Origin of the sequence: Pedobacter terrae (assembly GCF_900100705.1) — a bacterium.
In the GTDB taxonomy this organism is placed as follows: domain Bacteria; phylum Bacteroidota; class Bacteroidia; order Sphingobacteriales; family Sphingobacteriaceae; genus Pedobacter; species Pedobacter terrae.
The window spans coordinates 27,459-44,332 of the sequence record NZ_FNCH01000015.1; the positions used below are offsets into that span (position 1 = coordinate 27,459).

19 protein-coding genes are annotated in these 16,874 nt (G+C 37.6%); 6 read left to right on the forward strand and 13 right to left on the reverse strand.

The window, feature by feature from the left end:
- Positions 1-9 precede the first annotated feature (9 nt).
- Positions 10-555, forward strand: a complete 546-nt coding sequence (locus BLR60_RS17380) for an REP-associated tyrosine transposase (protein WP_090502123.1) — start codon at positions 10-12, stop codon at positions 553-555.
- Positions 556-855: 300 nt separating this feature from the next.
- Here the strand turns inward: BLR60_RS17380 and BLR60_RS17385 are convergent, their stop codons facing one another.
- On the reverse strand, positions 856-1,362 hold the full coding sequence (locus tag BLR60_RS17385; protein ID WP_090502125.1) for a phosphoribosyltransferase family protein: 507 nt from the start codon (positions 1,360-1,362) through the stop codon (positions 856-858).
- A gap of 189 nt (positions 1,363-1,551) precedes the next feature.
- Between BLR60_RS17385 and BLR60_RS17390 the strand changes: the two genes are divergently transcribed.
- Positions 1,552-2,256: a head GIN domain-containing protein gene (locus BLR60_RS17390; protein ID WP_090502127.1), complete on the forward strand. Its 705-nt coding sequence runs from the start codon at positions 1,552-1,554 to the stop codon at positions 2,254-2,256.
- A gap of 132 nt (positions 2,257-2,388) precedes the next feature.
- Here BLR60_RS17390 and BLR60_RS17395 read toward each other — a convergent pair whose 3' ends face one another.
- Both BLR60_RS17395 and rlmD read right to left on the reverse strand, forming a co-directional pair.
- A complete protein-coding gene (locus BLR60_RS17395; RefSeq protein WP_090502129.1) occupies positions 2,389-2,802 on the reverse strand; it encodes a hypothetical protein in 414 nt (137 codons plus the stop codon).
- 82 nt (positions 2,803-2,884) lie between these two features.
- Complete coding sequence (gene rlmD / locus BLR60_RS17400) at positions 2,885-4,315, reverse strand: 23S rRNA (uracil(1939)-C(5))-methyltransferase RlmD (RefSeq protein WP_090502131.1); 1,431 nt, start codon at positions 4,313-4,315, stop codon at positions 2,885-2,887.
- Positions 4,316-4,750: 435 nt separating this feature from the next.
- On the opposite strand from rlmD, the gene BLR60_RS17410 reads away from it, so the two are divergent.
- Positions 4,751-6,460 (forward strand): M28 family peptidase, encoded by a 1,710-nt coding sequence (locus BLR60_RS17410; protein ID WP_244155690.1) that lies wholly within the window; start codon positions 4,751-4,753, stop codon positions 6,458-6,460.
- A 1-nt stretch (position 6,461) separates the two neighbouring features.
- Here the strand turns inward: BLR60_RS17410 and rhuM are convergent, their stop codons facing one another.
- Positions 6,462-7,454, reverse strand: a complete 993-nt coding sequence (rhuM, locus tag BLR60_RS17415; protein WP_090502135.1) for a virulence RhuM family protein/type II toxin-antitoxin system death-on-curing family toxin — start codon at positions 7,452-7,454, stop codon at positions 6,462-6,464.
- Between the two features lie 39 nt (positions 7,455-7,493).
- On the opposite strand from rhuM, the gene crtD reads away from it, so the two are divergent.
- Positions 7,494-8,981, forward strand: coding sequence for a 1-hydroxycarotenoid 3,4-desaturase CrtD (gene crtD / locus BLR60_RS17420; RefSeq protein WP_090502137.1), 1,488 nt, complete (start codon positions 7,494-7,496; stop codon positions 8,979-8,981).
- Between the two features lie 166 nt (positions 8,982-9,147).
- Here crtD and BLR60_RS17425 read toward each other — a convergent pair whose 3' ends face one another.
- Genes BLR60_RS17425 through BLR60_RS17445 form a run of 5 tightly spaced genes read right to left on the reverse strand, consistent with a single transcriptional unit; the run spans position 9,148 to position 12,897 of the window.
- On the reverse strand, positions 9,148-9,651 hold the full coding sequence (locus tag BLR60_RS17425) for a shikimate kinase (protein WP_090502139.1): 504 nt from the start codon (positions 9,649-9,651) through the stop codon (positions 9,148-9,150).
- Positions 9,652-9,670: 19 nt separating this feature from the next.
- On the reverse strand, positions 9,671-10,117 hold the full coding sequence (locus tag BLR60_RS17430) for a DinB family protein (RefSeq protein ID WP_090502141.1): 447 nt from the start codon (positions 10,115-10,117) through the stop codon (positions 9,671-9,673).
- A gap of 5 nt (positions 10,118-10,122) precedes the next feature.
- A complete protein-coding gene (locus BLR60_RS17435; protein ID WP_090502268.1) occupies positions 10,123-11,178 on the reverse strand; it encodes an ABC transporter permease in 1,056 nt (351 codons plus the stop codon).
- Between the two features lies 1 nt (position 11,179).
- Positions 11,180-12,331: a BT_3928 family protein gene (locus BLR60_RS17440; protein ID WP_090502143.1), complete on the reverse strand. Its 1,152-nt coding sequence runs from the start codon at positions 12,329-12,331 to the stop codon at positions 11,180-11,182.
- Positions 12,332-12,351: 20 nt separating this feature from the next.
- Complete coding sequence (locus tag BLR60_RS17445) at positions 12,352-12,897, reverse strand: DUF1599 domain-containing protein (RefSeq protein ID WP_090502270.1); 546 nt, start codon at positions 12,895-12,897, stop codon at positions 12,352-12,354.
- 99 nt (positions 12,898-12,996) lie between these two features.
- On the opposite strand from BLR60_RS17445, the gene folP reads away from it, so the two are divergent.
- Complete coding sequence (gene folP, locus BLR60_RS17450) at positions 12,997-13,848, forward strand: dihydropteroate synthase (protein WP_090502145.1); 852 nt, start codon at positions 12,997-12,999, stop codon at positions 13,846-13,848.
- A gap of 236 nt (positions 13,849-14,084) precedes the next feature.
- Positions 14,085-14,876 carry a diadenylate cyclase CdaA gene (cdaA, locus tag BLR60_RS17455; protein ID WP_055907998.1) on the forward strand — a complete coding sequence of 264 codons (792 nt, stop codon included), beginning with the start codon at positions 14,085-14,087 and terminating at the stop codon, positions 14,874-14,876.
- A 246-nt stretch (positions 14,877-15,122) separates the two neighbouring features.
- Here cdaA and BLR60_RS17460 read toward each other — a convergent pair whose 3' ends face one another.
- From BLR60_RS17460 to BLR60_RS17475, 4 genes are all read right to left on the reverse strand, one after another.
- Positions 15,123-15,533: a BrxA/BrxB family bacilliredoxin gene (locus tag BLR60_RS17460; protein WP_025145566.1), complete on the reverse strand. Its 411-nt coding sequence runs from the start codon at positions 15,531-15,533 to the stop codon at positions 15,123-15,125.
- Between the two features lie 97 nt (positions 15,534-15,630).
- Positions 15,631-16,131, reverse strand: a complete 501-nt coding sequence (locus BLR60_RS25110) for a CCC motif membrane protein (RefSeq protein ID WP_208600668.1) — start codon at positions 16,129-16,131, stop codon at positions 15,631-15,633.
- 8 nt (positions 16,132-16,139) lie between these two features.
- Positions 16,140-16,460 (reverse strand): DUF2752 domain-containing protein, encoded by a 321-nt coding sequence (locus BLR60_RS17470; RefSeq protein ID WP_090502147.1) that lies wholly within the window; start codon positions 16,458-16,460, stop codon positions 16,140-16,142.
- Entirely contained in the window at positions 16,444-16,872 is a 429-nt protein-coding gene (locus BLR60_RS17475) for a YkvA family protein (RefSeq protein WP_090502149.1), read from the reverse strand. The genes BLR60_RS17470 and BLR60_RS17475 overlap by 17 nt, the downstream gene beginning before the upstream one ends.
- Positions 16,873-16,874 lie beyond the last annotated feature (2 nt).

Here is a 16,874-nt window from a genome sequence, read left to right on the forward strand (position 1 = left end):
TCTAATATTATGGGAGGAAGCAGATACATCATTACTGATCAGCATCAAACTTATTTTATAACCTGCACAATCGTTGGTTGGATCGATCTATTTACACGACCGGAATATAAAAACATAATTGTCGATTCATTAAATTACTGTATCAAGCATAAAGGGTTAATATTAAACGCATGGGTATTGATGACAAACCACATTCATTTTATTGGAAGATGTGAAGAACCAAATAAAATGTCTGATTTTCTAAGAGATTTTAAAAAATTTACATCTAAAAAACTTGCAACAGCAATTAAAGAGATACCTGAAAGTAGAAGAGATTGGCTTTTAGATAAGTTTAATTTTGAAGCTCGGAGAACCAACCGAGCGGAAATTTATAAAATCTGGCAAGACGACAATCATCCTATCGATTTACAAGAAATCGATGCTTTTCAAAAATTATATTATATACATGAAAACCCAGTTAAAGCTGGTATCGTTGAATCTCCCGAGCAGTATATTTACAGTAGTGCTAAAGATTATGCCGGCATTAACGGCTTATTAAAAATTGAGCTAATTTAGATAAAAATATATGGTCCTCGTTTATAACGAGGATCGTTGAGGTCCACATTTGTAATGTGGTTTAAAAATGCTAAATAAATCTTTATTTAGCGATTAAATCGCTGTTTTCAGTCATCCTCGTTACAAACGAGGACGATATTGGATGGTTTTACATAATAAATTATGGTCCTCGTTTGTAACGAGGATCAGCGAGACCTACATTTGTAATGTGAAGAGAACTATATAATAATTCCTCAATAAGCGATGAAATCGCTTATCTCATACATCCTCGTTACAAACGAGGACGATACCAATTCTTAATTAGCTCAAATAAACCCGATCCTCTTCACCCTCCACATCCATCACCACGTCTACATGTTCTTTTAAGATGGTAGCAAGTTCAAGACCAACAAAATCAGTTGCAATAGGAAAGATTTTATGGCTCCGGTCAACTAAAACTACCGTACGGATTTTTTTATGTGGCGTGTTCAAGAAAACCCCTAAACCATAAGCGAGGGTTTTACCACTGTTAAGCACGTCATCAACAATAATAATTACCTTATTTTTCCAATGGCTTTCATCCAAATCTGTTGAAGCCACCAATTTGCTACTTTCCTTTTGCAGGTCAATACGCAATAAGGTGAGTTTAAAACCTGAAATCTTTTTAAGTACTTTTTCTAACCTTAACGCCAGTTTATAGCCACGGTCCCAGATACCGGCCAGTACAATTTCTTTCTCGTTCAGGTTATCCTCTAAAATCTGATAAGCTATACGATCTATTTTCTGCTGAATTTGTTTCTTATTAAGGATAAGTAATTGCGATGCCATTGTATAATCGGATTGAATACAAAAAGAACGATTTTAAGGATGAAATTCAAACTATTTGAAAAATAATTTAGATTGTTTGCAACGTTTTCTCCATAGATGCGTCTAATCTATAACCAAAACAGAAAATCGAAGCCTAGCATGTAAATATTGCAACATAGCTGGCTTCAGAATCATTTAACGAAAACAAATATGAAAATCTTTCTCAAATTATCCGCCATTCTATTTATAGTAGTTACCAGCTATATCGCTAAAGCACAGGAAACTAAAAGTTTCACCGCTAAAAACTTCAACAGCATCGGGGTAAGCAGTGGAATTGACTTGTACTTAACCCAGGGAAATAGCGAAAGCGTGAGTATAAAATCTGATTCGGAAACATTAAAAGATATTGTTGTGGAGCAAAGCGGCAGCAATATTACCATAAAATTTAAAGATGGAATCAATTGGAGTGGCATGTTTAAAAACCGTACCATTAAAGCTTATGTAAGTTTTAAAACCCTAAACGCAATTGCAGCCTCAGGAGGTTCGGATGTCTTTACCCAAAACCAGATTAAGACGGATAAACTTGCCATTCGCTCTTCTGGCGGATCAGATTTAAAGCTTAATGTTGTTTGTAAAGATTTATCTGTTCAATCAAGCGGGGGCAGCGATATTGATTTAACAGGCAAAACAGAAAACATGACCATTCAATCAAGTGGCGGTAGCGATATCGATGCTTATAAATTAATTGCTGATTATGCAAAGGTGCAGGCTTCTGGTGGTTCTGATGTAAATCTATATGTAAATAAGGGCTTAGAGGCTAGCGCAAGTGGTGGTGGCGATGTAAGTTATAAAGGCAATGCCTCACTCAAAAAAACTTCAACCTCAAAAAGTGGAGATGTACACCACGTCAATTAAGACTTTAGTTTAGTTAATAATAATTCGCTGCTTTGTGGATGCAAAGCGGCGTTATTTTTACAGATAGATTTCAGGGATTATACAGATTCTGGCCATTATTGGCTATGGCAACTAAACCTTAACCCATCCTTCCTATCCTCTACCTTTTTTATATGGATAATAAATAAAGTTGGCACCTTCAGGAACAATCACAAATACACACATAAAGTCTTCCGGTTTCTTATACACTTTTAAGAAAGGTTCTCTTTTCTCTTTACTGATAATTCCTTTTTCTACAAATTCTTCTAATGTGGAGGCCTGTATAGTCCAATTGGTATTAAGTTCTTCTTTATTTAAAATAACCTCCCCTAAATTTACTTCGTGCTGGTGAGCAATAAAAATCGGATAAGCTGAAATGCCTTCCACCATAATTTCAATGGATACCTCTTTAATGGCATCAGCATAAAACTCCAGGTCTTTTTCTAAACTTATCAGTGGACTTTCCTGTTTCTGTTGTGATGCTCCACCATCTTCTGGCGTTGCACTTAATAATTCTTCTCTATCCATATCTTAACTAAATTATTGAATTTTGAATGATTGAATGCTCAAATCCGCTGCTTAATTCTCATTCAATCCTTCACTCATTCAATTACTTTAACCTTAACAATACTACGTTCTCTACGTGCTGCGTATGCGGAAACATATCCACAGGTTTAATGCGTGCCACATCGTATTTTTCTTTTAATAATTCAAGGTCTCTGGCCTGGGTTGCGGCATTACAACTCACGTATACAATTTTTTCGGCCTCCATTTCCAATAATCTTTGTATCACATCTGCATGCATTCCGGCACGTGGTGGATCGGTGATCACCACATCAGGCTTACCATGTGCCAATATAAATTCAGAGGTGAGAATATCTTTCATATCACCTGCATAAAAGAGCGTATTATCAATTCCGTTTAGCTCAGCGTTGAATTTAGCATCTTCAATCGCAGTTGGTACATATTCTACGCCTACAACCTGCTTTACATTTTTGGCCACAAAGTTGGCAATGGTTCCTGCTCCTGTATATAAATCGTAAACCAGTTCGTCGCCTTTAAATTCTGCAAAATCACGCGTGATCTTATATAATTCGAAGGCTTGTTCTGAATTGGTCTGATAAAAAGATTTTACCCCAATTTTAAAGCGTATGCTATCCCCGCCTGTTAGTCCGGCAGGCATTTCTTCAAAAATATGATCGCGGCCAGCAAAAACTTCTACTTCCTGATCAAAAATGGTATCGTTTTTCTTTTGATTAATGATATAAAGCAAGGAGGTAATTTGTGGGAATTCATTTTTAAGGAACTCCATTAAACCGTCAACCTGTGTTGGTTCCGGATAAGCAAAAACTACCGCAACCATCACTTCTCCCGTGCTGGAAGTACGGATAATCAGGTTACGCAAAACACCTTCATGGTTACGCAGATCGTAAAACGACAACTCATTTTCCAAAGCATATTTACGGACAGCGTTTCTAATCGAATTAGATGGCTCATCCTGTAGATAACAATGTTCGATATCTAAAATTTTATCGAAACGTAAGGGCACGTGAAAACCCAATGCGTTCATATCAAAATCTTCATCGCGTTCTACATCAGTTTTTTCCAACCAACGTTTATTCGAAAAAGTAAATTCTAATTTATTACGGTAATATCTGTTTTTTGCCGACCCCAAAATAGATTCTGTTCCTGAAGTATCTATTTTGCCCAAACGTTGTAAAGCCGCCTCAACATTCTTTTGTTTAAACTTTAATTGAGCATCGTAGCCCATGTGCTGCCATTTACAACCGCCACAGGTTCCGAAATGAGGACAAAAAGGATCGGTACGCAATGCTGATTTTTCATGAAGCTGATCGATGATTGCTTCAGCAAAATTCTTTTTCTTTTTTGTTAAGCGTACATCTACTACATCGCCAGGAACGGCTTTATCTACAAAAATGACTAATTCATCAGCCTTGCCAACACCTTTTCCTTCTTCAGCAATATCAATTATTTGTACGTTTGGAACAATAGTTACCGTACCAGGTTTTCTTCTACTCATTATTTTGCAAAGATAAGAAAAAGAGGTTGAAGGTGGAGGACAGAAAGATGGAAGCCTTAAAAACTGCTAAATAAAAGACTCAGGACTGGTAATCAATCGCGTTCATAGATAGGCGTAAGATTCAAAATTTAAAAAAAATACCGCATAACTTTTCATCCGGAAGCTAATTGCCCGTCAAATAATTACAGCTTTAAAAAATCATTTTCCAAAAAATTTAAACGCTACACCCCAAAAGCCGTCCAGCCAGTTAAATTTTAGGTCAAATTTTTCATCTACTTGTACAGAAAACTCTAATATTTCTTTGCTCATGATAAAAAACCTATCTATTTAAGCAATAATACTAAATCCATACCAAAAACCGAAACGGTATAGATTAATTTTCTGTTAATTTTACATATAATAATCAAACAACATTGTTATCTTTCCTTTTTACAAATGATGATGAAAACGAAGATACTTTTTCTACTGCTTCTGGCGGGAGTGCCATGTTACGCACAAAACCTGACAGATCAATATTTTAAGCTCACCAGGACGGGCTTCATTGAAAAAAATGCTTACGAAACAACGGCTTTTGTAGAAAAATACTTCCGTGTACCTGGCAACACAGGCTTTAATGCGAGCATCCGTTACGTCGAAAATATCCTTAAAAAGGCTGGTTTTGTAGAACAGAAACAAGATGAGTTTGAAGCGCCTTTAACTTATCGGATTGAAAAACGGGCGATGAAAAACAGCACATGGGAGCCTGTTGATGCCAATATTCATATCATAGGTGAAACACAGCCACTCATTTCTTATCAAACCAACCGGAATATGATTCCCATCAACTGTGGCTCAACCCCAGTTGATGGCGTTACAGCCAATGTAGTTTACATCGAAAAGATAGTTCCGGCAGAAATAGAAAAGATGGATCTGAAGGGAAAAATTCTGTTTTCGGAAAATAACCCCTCACGTTTGCTGCAAATCGCAACGAAAGCCGGAGCTATTGGTGTATTAGGCTACTCGATGCCAAAATATACTCAACCAGAAATTCATCAAACTTCGATTCAGTTCGGCAGCATGAAAGCCAATAGCGAAGTGTGGACATTGCTCCTATCTTATGCCGCGAAAGAAAAATTAAAAGCCGCTTGCCTAAAAGGTGAGACCAAATTGAAGGTAAATATTCAAACCAAAATTTATCCTTCCGAAGAATTAACCGTTGTGGCAAATGTTAAAGGAAGCGTGAAACCAGATGAACGGTTTGTATTTAGCGCACACGTACAAGAACCAGGCGCAAACGATAATGCCAGTGGAGTGGGCACATTAGCAGAAATGGCAAGGTTAACGGCAGAATTGTATCTGGCAAAAAAGATAAACCCCAAACGCAGTATAACTTTTTTATGGGGCGACGAAATCGTATCAACAAGAAGATATATTACCGAAGATACCACGAGAGCCAAAGGCATTATGTGGGGAATGAGTCTGGATATGGTTGGCGAAGACACCAAAAAAACCGGTGGCTCTTTCTTAATCGAAAAAATGCCCGATCCATCAGCCATTTGGACCAGGGGAACCGATAAACATACGGAATGGGGTGCTGGTGATGTAGGTGAGAAAGATCTTTTTCCGCACTATTTTAACGATTTTATTTTCGATATCTGTAAAGCCCAGGGTAAATTTGCCAACTGGACGGTTAACCATAACCCTTTTGAGGGCGGCAGTGACCATACGCCTTTCTTACAAAATAGAATACCAGGCTTATTGATGTGGCACTTTACCGATGTTTTTTACCATACCGATAACGATAGAATCGATAAAGTGTCGTCAACAGAAATGAAAAATGTTGCTGTAAGTGGCTTGACTGCTGCCTATACATTAATTTCTGCAGACGAAAACACAGCTACTGCTACCGTCTCTCAAGTTAAAGAAGATGCTTTGATACGTTTAAAAAAAGAATTTGAGCTCAGCAAAAAAGCAATTGCGAATGGAAAATCGGCAGATGATCAGAAACATATTATCGAGGTTTGGTGCAAATGGTATGTTGATGCACTGGAAACCATCAATAAAATGCCAGTTAAAACAGAAACCACAAGAGTAGGTTCGTCCATTAAATTTGCGACCAATGAGATTGAAAAACAAACAAAAGTGTATTTAGCGGAATTGAAGTAGGTTAGTTTTTATAGTTGATCAAATTAATAACTACTTTAACCATCATTTCTTTTTCTTTAGGATCACTTTCTGCTATGAGTAAGGTTAGTGCAACTAACGCATTATCGGCAATTCTTTTTGTACCATCTTCACGATAGAGCATTTTATTTTTATCGAGAAACCAAACAAATAAAAAGGCAGCGATCCGTTTATTTCCATCCGAAAATGAATGGTTTTTTACAACGAAATATAATAGATTGGCCGCCTTTTCTTCCATACTTGAATAAAGCTCTTCTCCATCAAATGTTTGATAAATGGTATACAATGAACTTTTAAATGATTGGTCTTTTTCATTTCCAAAAAGTTTGCTTCCACCAAACTTGACTCTCAAATCATCTATTGCTTCAAGTGCAGAATCGTAATCTATTTTAAAATCGCCCCTATGCCCAGAAACTTCATTTTCTAGCTGCTGATGGTCGTAACGATCAAGAACATCTAAAGCATAAACATAATCAGTAAGGATTTTAAAAGTATCTTTTAGCTCATCATTATTAAGCAAGTGGTTATTTTGAACAGCATTAACCAACTTAATCGCCTGCTTTAATTCAATGAGTTGCTGGCTTTGTTCTTGTAATTTTTTATAATTTAAGGCATATCCATTTAGTAGGTAATCTTTTAAAATCTGGTTGGCCCATATACGAAATTTTGTTCTCTCAACCGATTTAACCCTATAGCCAACTGATATAACCACATCTAAAGAATAAAATTCGATTTCTCTGCTAACCGACCTATTACCTTCTTTTTGAACTGTCAAGGATTTCTTGACAGTTGAACTTTTATCCAGTTCATTTTCAGTAAATATATTCTTAATGTAGAGACTAATATTTTGTTTAGTTTTATTAAAAAGCAGCTGCATCTGCTGTTGAGTAAGCCAAACAGTATCATTGCCGAAAACCACTTCTATTGCTGGCAGTCCTGCTTCATTTTTATAAATGATAATTTCATCCTTAGTCATTGCCTCAGGTTAGTAAAATATTTATGCTATTTTCGCATTATGCCTAAACCAAAAGCCATAATTATTGGAGCCGGAATTGCGGGAATTGCATCTGCCATTCGCCTCTCTGTAAAGGGTTATGATGTTGATGTTTTTGAAGCCAACTCAAAACCCGGAGGTAAGCTAGGGGAAATAAAAATGAATGGTTTCAGGTTCGATGCAGGTCCGAGTCTTTTTACCATGCCGCAATATGTGGATGAACTTTTTAAACTGGCCGGAAAAAATCCTGAAGATTATTTTAAATACACTAAATTAAAAGAAATTTGCCGTTACTTTTACGAAGATGGCTTACGGTTAAACGCCACTGCTGATCTCGACAAATTTGCCAGGGATATTGAAGAAAAGACCCATTCAACCGCAGCAGAAGTACAGCGTTATTTAAAAAAAAGCGATACAATCTATGAGGTTACACATCGCGTTTTTCTAGAAAGGAGTTTACATAAACTTAAAAGTTACCTGCATTGGGATACTTTAAAATCGATATTACGTTTTGGTCAGATTGATGCTTTCAGAACACAGGCAAAGGCAAACCGATCATTTTTTAAAGATGAGCGCACTGCGCAGCTTTTTAACCGTTATGCCACCTATAATGGCTCAGACCCATACCAGGCACCGGCTACATTGAATGTAATTCCGCATTTCGAATATCATTTTGGCGCTTTTATCCCAAAAGACGGAATGTATGGTATTGTTAATGCTTTAGTAAAATTAGCTGAAGAACTGGGCATTAGGTTTCATTACAGCCAAAAAGTTGAAGAAATTTTATATAGCAGTGTGGGCAAACCTAAAATAGAGGGCGTTAAAGTTAACGATAAAACTCACAAGGCAGACATCGTGATCTCTAACCTTGATATTTGGTTCACCTATAAAAATCTACTTAAAGGTATAACTGAACCTAAAAAATTATTGACCCAGGAGCGAAGCAGTTCTGCATTAATTTTTTACTGGGGCATGGATAGTAATTACAGTGACTTAGGCTTGCATAACATTTTCTTTGCTGAAGATTATCAAAAAGAATTTAATGCCATCTGGAAAGATAAAACTGTGAGCAGCGACCCTACCGTTTACATTAATATCAGTGCTAAATACATCAGAGCAGATGCACCGGCAAATGCTGAAAACTGGTTCGTAATGATTAATGTACCCGCCAATAGTGGCCAAAACTGGGATCATTTGATTAAGGAAGCAAGAGCAAATATTATTAAAAAAATTAGCCGGATTTTAAACCGGAACATTGAAAAGGATATCGTTTGCGAACAGATTCTTGATCCAAGATCGATAGAAGGCAAAACAGGATCGTATCAGGGCGCGTTATACGGTAATAGTTCCAACAATCAGTTTTCTGCCTTTTTACGACACGCTAATTTCAGCTCTAAAGTGAAAAATCTATACTTCTGCGGTGGCAGCGTACATCCAGGTGGCGGAATCCCATTGGCATTGTTGTCGGCCAAGATTATTGATGATGATATTAGTTCAGTGGTTCAATAGTTCATTAGCCATTGGTTCATTGGTCAATGGTTTAATAGTTCATGGTTGATAGCCTATTAGTTTAATAGTCATTGCTTAAAGCGATCGTCAGACCTTAATTTTTCTTAACTTCTTAATGGTCAAACTACGGGCAAATCGTTTATGGCTTCGAACCACGGACTGCAGACTAATGACTTCCCTTAATCACTTCCTCCAGCTTCTCCCCATCGAGATCGAATGCATCTACAATTATTTTCGCTTTTGTATAAAAAGGATCGCGCTCCTGAAGTTTTTCTTTGATGAATACCAATAGTTGTTCATCATCCAAATCTTTAATTAAAGGACGTTTTTGACGGTTATGTAAACGCGATACCAAAGCAGCAGGTTCCATTTGCAGGTAAACCGTTTCTCCATGTGCATTCATCCATTCCATATTATCGAAAAAACATGGCAATCCGCCTCCGGTAGCCACCACGCAGGTTTCCGGATAGTCGAAGGTTTTAAGCATTTCACTCTCATAATCCCTGAAACCACTTTCTCCAAATTCTGCAAAATATTCGGCTATACTCTTGCCAGTTTTCGAAACAATTTCGGCATCCAGGTCAATCACCGGACAATCTAAACGGTGTGCCAGTTGTTTTGCTTTGGTACTTTTGCCGCAGCCCATATAGCCAATAAGGAAAATTTTCATGTGATTTCTTATTGCCGACCTAAAATAATTGGTCGCGTTTTAACATAATGTAATCGGTTACCGGTGGAGTAAAACCTGCTTTTTTTAATAAAGTTACCACCTGTCCGCGATGATAAGTAGAATGATTAAACAAATGAAATAAAATTTCATCTACACGGTTTTCATATTGATTGCCTCTCGAATTCGAATATAAAATCCGTTGATCTAAAGGATGATTATTCAATGCCTCCTTAATCAGTTTAAAATTTTCTAAAGAAAGGCTTTCAAATTTTTCTTTAGGGTGAATATCCCAAACACCGTATTTTTGTTTTTGTAGTGAAATGCGATATATCCAGATATGCTGTGCATTGAGGACATGGCTAAATAACCGCTCTGCATCAAGTATTTCGACCCTTACTTGCTTAAAGATTTCGATAATACGCTGATCTGCAAGCTGAGTATAATTTATCATTTCTTCTTCGCTCATCGTACTTAATTTAATTTAACCCTTGGATCAACATAGGCATATAAAATGTCGACAAGAATATTAATGACCACAAAAACAAAGGCAATAAAAAGAATAGAACCCATGACCACTGGAAAATCAGACATCTCTAAAGCAGTTACCGTTGTTCTTCCTAAGCCATTATAGCCAAAAATATATTCTACAAAAAAAGATCCGGCCAATAAAGAGGCAAACCATCCTGAAATAGCTGTAATTACAGGATTCATGGCATTTTTTAAGGCATGTTTATAAATAATCGTATTTCTGCTCAAACCTTTTGCCTTTGCTGTCCTGATGTAGTCCTGGGCTAAAACATCCAGCATGGCGCTACGGGTTAATTGTACAATAATGGCCAATGGCCTTAAACCCAGCGTAATCATTGGCAACCATAAATTTCTTAAAGTTAACACCTCTCCATTGAAAGGATCGTAAGAATATAAACTACCACTCATCTTTAAACCTGTATAATTACTTAGTACAAAGCCAAATAGCCAGGCAATGATAATCCCCGCGAAAAAAGAAGGTGCTGATATTCCCAAGATAGCAAATGCATTGGCTGATTTATCAATCCACGAATCTTTATAAACGGCAGACAACACCCCTAAAAACACACCGATTATGGTGGCAAAAATCATTGCAGTTAAAGCCAGGATAAAAGTATTGGGTACCGTTTCTGAAAGAATCGCAGTAACGTCGCGTTTGGTTTGGTAAGAACTGCGCAGATATGGCCATTTTAGCGCCAGTACTTTTTGATCGAAAGCCATTAGTTTGACGTAATGGTATTTTTGCTGACTGGTACTGTCATTATTCAGCATACTGAGAGGTGATAAATCGTTTAGATATAAAATAAACTGAACCGGCTTGGATCGGTCTAAACCAAATTCTTTACGAACAGCCTCAAGTGATTGTACATCCGCCCGCTGCCCCATTGTCATCCTTGCAGGATCGCCGGGCAAAATATTAAACAGCACAAAAACAACCAATATTACACCGCCCATTACAAGCAGTCCATACATTAGTTTTTTTAGTGCATACCCGATCATGTTATTTATCGAAATATTTTCTGCTGAGTTGATCGAAAGTGGGTACATTATGGTAATGCCATTTATTAATCACCACGCCATTCTTCATTAGCAAAACACCAGGATTTGCCCTTACCATACTTTTTAAAGGCACTGCATCTGCAAAAAACACTTCCGAAAACAGGTTGTTTTTTTTAATAAAAGCCTGCGCATCCTGTGCCGAATTAGAAGTAAGCAATACCGTACGGATATTAAACTGTTGTGTGGCATTTAAGGCTAGTGCATTTAATTTACCAATAGCAGCTTCATTGGTGGCATGCAGATCGTAAGCCACAAAAATTAAATTATAGTATGGGTTTTCGATCAGTTCCTTTGTATAATCGGTTCCGGAAGCATCAGTAATATTCAAATCTTTGATTTTAGGCTCAAACCCTTTTTTAACCAGCCTTTTTGCCGGTTCGCCGATAATTTCCCAATTGTTATCTTTCCATATCTCCGTTTTAAGATAGGCTTTATCGCTCATGTCTTTTTCCGCTTTGGTTTTCTTGTTCATGAGGTGATACATGATCTCAAATTCATCGGGTTTTTCTCCCGGAGGAATCACCATTAACGACGGGATATGTGCGCCAACTTTATAGGGCAGAAAATCAATAATGGGCAAAACATTGTAAGTATATAACCCAAAACCCAAGGATATAACCGTTACTGCAATGGCAATATTTCTTTGTGTAGCTTCTTTTTTAAATAATGGCTGAATGAGGTTTTTGTTTAAGAAAACCACAATGATCAGCGCCAAAAGAATCAGATCTTTGGTAAACGACTGCCACGGTGTAAGCGGGATAGCATCACCGAAACAACCACAACTGGTTACTACTTTAAATGCAGCAGATATAAAGGTGAGCAGGGTAAAAAAGATAATGAGCAGCAACAGTCCCCAGGCTACTTTTTTGCTCCAAAAACCCAATAACAATAAGGCACCGAGAATAATTTCTAAAGTACAAAGCAAAATGGCAATGCCGGTGGCCATTCCACTCAGGAAATTCATGTGAAAAACTTCAAAATATTCCTGTAGTTTATAGCCAAAGCCAAGCGGATCGTTTGCTTTGATTAATCCTGAAAATATGAATAATGCCCCGACAAAAATTCTGGAGAATCTTAAAAGTATATTTCGCATCTATGTATCTATTTTACCATTTATTTAACACCGAGTTTGATCAGCGCAAAAACCGAATAGTTCAACATATCCTGATAATTAGCATTAACACCTTCCGAAGCCAGCGTTTGCCCTTCGTTATCTTCTATCTGTTTAACCCTAAAAATTTTCATCAGAATCAGGTCGGTTAATGAGCTAATACGCATATCGCGCCAGGCCTCTCCATAATCGTGGTTTTTAGCAAACATCAAATCTTTGGTTTCCGTTACCTTATCGTCAAACCTTTTTTCTACCTCTTCAAAAGGCATTTCATTCGGGTCGCTTTCTGTCAATTCGAGTTGCATCATGGCAATCACGCAATAGTTTACAATGCCGATGTATTCAGATATCACACCCTCTCCCACCTTACTTACTTTTTTTTCTTCCAGGGTACGGATGCGTTGTGCTTTGATAAAAATCTGATCAGTTATCGAACTTGGTCTCAAAATTCGCCATGCGGTGCCATAATCTTTAGTTTTTTTTAAAAATAATGATCTGCAAACTGCAATCACTTCATCAAATTCTGTAGAGGTATTTGTTTGTGCCAAAGCCAATAATTATTTAGTTTTTAGTGTATTTTTGTGCTGAAAAAACAAAAGCTAAAGATACATTTTTAAAGCGAAACCCAAATCCCGAAAGGGTTTATTATGGCAGAAAAAAACTTTTTTGAGCCCAAACAAAGCTTAAATATAAAAGGCAGACTTATCGATTTAAGCACGCCAAAAGTGATGGGAATCTTAAATATCACCCCCGATTCTTTTTATAGCAACAGCCGTACAAAAACGATAGATGAAGCCTTGACCAAAGCCGCGCAGTTTTTAAATGATGGGGCTACATTTATTGATATTGGCGGTTATTCATCGAGACCAGGCGCAAAGGACATCTCAATCAATGAAGAAATAGACCGTGTGGTGCCTGTGGTGGAAAGTATGGTAAAAACATTTCCGGAAGCGATTATTTCCATTGATACTTTTAGAGCAAAGGTTGCCCGGGAAACCATTGCAGCTGGTGCACATATCATTAACGACATTGCCGCCGGCGATATGGATGAGCAGATGTTCGGGACAGTAGCTAAGCTACAAGTACCTTACATGATGATGCACATGCAGGGTACCCCTCAAAATATGCATCAAAATCCGGTTTATAATAATGTATTGCTGGAAGTAATCGATTATCTGGCGAAAAAAGTTGCGGCACTTAGAGCTCTGCACATCCATGATGTAATCATAGATCCTGGTTTTGGCTTCGGAAAAACGACCGAACATAATTACGAGTTGCTCAGGCAAATGGAGTCTTTTAAAATTTTCAAATTGCCCATTTTAGTGGGCTTTTCACGTAAAGGAATGATTTATAAAACACTTCGAACTTCAGCAGCAGAGGCCTTGAACGGAACTTCCGTACTTAATACCATTGCACTACAAAAAGGTGCAGGCATTTTAAGGGTACATGATGTTAAGGAAGCGGTGGAGTGTGTGCGGTTGGTAGAGAAGTTGGGCTAGGATGCCCCTATCTGAACGTATTACCATTGATAAATATTTGTTATAGCATCCTGAATAAATTCAGGATAACGGCTCTTCTTAGATTCGTCCTGCTGAACTTGTTTCAGCATCTATTTTCCCGACAAAGACCCTGAAATAAATTCAGGGTGACGGTCTTTCTTTAACAATCAACTTAAAAAAAACTAACATTGAACCTAATATTGTAAACTGGAATCCGTTTTGCTATCTTGCCACTAATGAAAGGTTTTGATTTTGACTTCCTTAAAGTATCGCCAACTGATATCGTTGATATTATTTTGGTGGCCTTATTAATTTACTACGTTTACACACTAATCCGCAATACACTAGCCGTTAACCTGCTTGTTGGGATGTTTATTATCACCGTTTTTTACTGGATAGTAAAGGCCTTACATATGGAATTGTTGACCGCCATCATAGAAAAGTTTATGAGCGTGGGGATTATTGCATTGATCGTAATTTTCCATCCGGAGATCAGGCGCTTTCTATTACTGATCGGGAAAAATGCCTTTTTGCAAAAGAATAAAGCCTGGTGGGGTTATTTATTTGGCCGGAAGGAAATTGAAAGGAATAATTTAACCCGTATAAAACCGATCATAGATGCTTGTAAAAGCATGAAAAAAACGCGGACAGGCGCATTAATTGTATTCGTTAAATTTTACGACGAACAGTTTTTTGCCAATAGCTGCGAACTTGTTGACGCCAAAATATCTAAACGTTTGCTAGAAAGTATCTTTCAGAAAAACAGTCCGCTGCATGATGGCGCTGTGGTTATTTCTGAAAACAAGATTAAAAGTGCCAGCTGTATTTTGCCTTTAACAGATAATGACCAGTTACCTTCGCAATTTGGTTTAAGGCACCGTGCAGGTATCGGTGTTTCAGAAACGACTGACGCTGTTGCCGTAATTATATCGGAAGAGACTGGAGAAATATCTTATGCTAAACAAGGCCGTGTACGAATGAATGTTTCTTTCGGCGAACTGGAGAAATTATTGAATAAAGATTTTTAATGTACAGATTAAAAAACTAGAATAATCTGTTATCACACCATTATTATTGACAGGCCTCAATAAAAGCTCCGTCATCTGAAATCGCTGTGGAATGTAGAGACCAGCCAAGATAGATCTCTCGGCTACGTTGCACTCCGCTCGAGATGACGGAATCCAACAAAACAAAAAGGCGAATGTTTCCATTCACCTTTAAATATCATTTTAAGATCACCAATCGGTGTATCCCTAAATCTTTGCAATTATTTACTAGCAGTACTGTTCAAAAGCACCAATCAGGTTATCAGCAATCATTTGTGCTGGCCTGCCTTCAATCTGGTGACGCTCAATCATATGTACCAATTTGCCATCTTTAAATAAAGCCATGGCTGGAGAAGATGGAGGAAAAGGCATCATATAATTTCTAGCCTGATCTACTGCCTCTTTTTCCATACCTGCAAAAACAGTAACCAGTTTATCAGGGTGTTTTTCGTGTGCTGCCGCTGCGCGGGCTGCCGGACGTGCATTTGCTGCCGCACATCCACAAACTGAATTTACAACAACCAGCACCGTTCCCTCACCTTTAATTGCCTGATCTACGTCTGCTGCATTTTTTAACTCTTGAAAACCAACGTTAGTTAATTCCTTACGCATTGGTTCTACTAAATATTCTGGATACATTATCTTTATTTTTTATTTACAATATCAATAGTACAAAAATAAGAAAATCGAATGGCATGCACCATCCGATTTATATTTTTAAGGTAAAATTAACAACCTATTTCATTCCTTTGATAAAATTATCAAACATATGAGGATTGGAGATGGCTCCAACTATAATTAATATAAACATCACGATAAATAGTGCGCTTAAAATAGTCGCGATCATTCCACAGATTTTGCCTGCTTTTGCATTTTTATAGGATGACTCGGTGTATAACCCCGGATTAAGCTGATATTTTTTCATATCACCAGCACCTAAAATCCAGGCAATTACACCAAATATCAATCCAAATATGCCATAAAAACAACAAGCTGGAATTGCTAAAATGCCCAATACAAGAGCGGCCGTGGCGTTTGGCAAATTCTGCTGACCAAAACCTCCCCCTCCTCCAAACTGGCCAAACGGTGGCGGTTGCTGAAAAGGTGGCGGCTGCTGGAATGGCGGTGGAGTTGCAGGCCCCTGATTAAGCGGCTGAAAAGGTGCGGGTTCTGGCTGTTGACCTTTAGAAAGATCAATAGGTTTATTTTCCTGAGGGTTTTCCTGTTCTTCTGACATAGCTATATTTAGATCAATTGATGAGTGTATATTTTGTAAATGTAATTGATTAAAATAATTACTGCAACTCCTGCAAAAACGATTTTAATCAGCTGGGCGCCAAACTTAAAATCAACTTTAAGATGAACAATAGTGAATAAAACTATAAAAATAAGGGGAATTGTTGCAGGATAAAACTTAAAAGATGCAGTTAAATCGCCCCGAAATAAAGCCAAAATTGAACGTTGCAAACCACATCCCGGACAATCGATCCCGAAATGAGCTTTAAACGGGCAACTAAAAAGGTGTTCGCCCAACCATTCTAAAAAACTTTTATGTGGCTGAGCCATTTATATCGATTACTTTTCCCTGGGCATCTTTCCAGGCTTTATATTTTTCCAGGTCTTTAAGTACCTGCCTGTACACTAGGTTTAAAATGTATATATCATCAATAAAACCCAAAACGGGCACAAAGTCCGGAATTACGTCAATTGGGGATAGGAAATAAATCAGTCCTCCTAAAATGGCAATGATAGATCTTTTAGGGATTTCGGTATAATCCCCATTCACATAATCTTTAGATACCGCAAATAACAATACCAGTTTCGTCCAGACACCTTCTAAATCACCTTTATTGGTAACCGCCTTGCCCAGCGCATCCTTAATGGTATTGCTGGCTTTGGTTTTATCACTCAGGATTACCGAAGCTTTGCTTTGCGATTTCTTAAAAAAACCTAATATTTTTTCCCTGTTCAACTTCATGG

Excerpts from the sequence above, each read along its gene's own strand:
- folP (WP_090502145.1), top strand. The coding sequence starts at position 12,997 with ATGGCAGAAAAAAACTTTTTTGAGCCCAAACAAAGCTTAAATATAAAA.
- BLR60_RS17440 (WP_090502143.1), bottom strand. The coding sequence starts at position 12,331 with ATGCGAAATATACTTTTAAGATTCTCCAGAATTTTTGTCGGGGCATTA.
- BLR60_RS17435 (WP_090502268.1), bottom strand. The coding sequence starts at position 11,178 with ATGATCGGGTATGCACTAAAAAAACTAATGTATGGACTGCTTGTAATG.
- rhuM (WP_090502135.1), bottom strand. The coding sequence starts at position 7,454 with ATGACTAAGGATGAAATTATCATTTATAAAAATGAAGCAGGACTGCCA.
- rlmD (WP_090502131.1), bottom strand. The coding sequence starts at position 4,315 with ATGAGTAGAAGAAAACCTGGTACGGTAACTATTGTTCCAAACGTACAA.
- BLR60_RS17475 (WP_090502149.1), bottom strand. The coding sequence starts at position 16,872 with ATGAAGTTGAACAGGGAAAAAATATTAGGTTTTTTTAAGAAATCGCAA.
- BLR60_RS17390 (WP_090502127.1), top strand. The coding sequence starts at position 1,552 with ATGAAAATCTTTCTCAAATTATCCGCCATTCTATTTATAGTAGTTACC.
- BLR60_RS17470 (WP_090502147.1), bottom strand. The coding sequence starts at position 16,460 with ATGGCTCAGCCACATAAAAGTTTTTTAGAATGGTTGGGCGAACACCTT.
- BLR60_RS17425 (WP_090502139.1), bottom strand. The coding sequence starts at position 9,651 with ATGAAAATTTTCCTTATTGGCTATATGGGCTGCGGCAAAAGTACCAAA.
- BLR60_RS17410 (WP_244155690.1), top strand. The coding sequence starts at position 4,751 with ATGATGATGAAAACGAAGATACTTTTTCTACTGCTTCTGGCGGGAGTG.
- cdaA (WP_055907998.1), top strand. The coding sequence starts at position 14,085 with ATGAAAGGTTTTGATTTTGACTTCCTTAAAGTATCGCCAACTGATATC.
- BLR60_RS25110 (WP_208600668.1), bottom strand. The coding sequence starts at position 16,131 with ATGTCAGAAGAACAGGAAAACCCTCAGGAAAATAAACCTATTGATCTT.
- BLR60_RS17460 (WP_025145566.1), bottom strand. The coding sequence starts at position 15,533 with ATGTATCCAGAATATTTAGTAGAACCAATGCGTAAGGAATTAACTAAC.
- BLR60_RS17430 (WP_090502141.1), bottom strand. The coding sequence starts at position 10,117 with ATGAGCGAAGAAGAAATGATAAATTATACTCAGCTTGCAGATCAGCGT.
- BLR60_RS17380 (WP_090502123.1), top strand. The coding sequence starts at position 10 with ATGGGAGGAAGCAGATACATCATTACTGATCAGCATCAAACTTATTTT.
- crtD (WP_090502137.1), top strand. The coding sequence starts at position 7,494 with ATGCCTAAACCAAAAGCCATAATTATTGGAGCCGGAATTGCGGGAATT.
- BLR60_RS17395 (WP_090502129.1), bottom strand. The coding sequence starts at position 2,802 with ATGGATAGAGAAGAATTATTAAGTGCAACGCCAGAAGATGGTGGAGCA.
- BLR60_RS17385 (WP_090502125.1), bottom strand. The coding sequence starts at position 1,362 with ATGGCATCGCAATTACTTATCCTTAATAAGAAACAAATTCAGCAGAAA.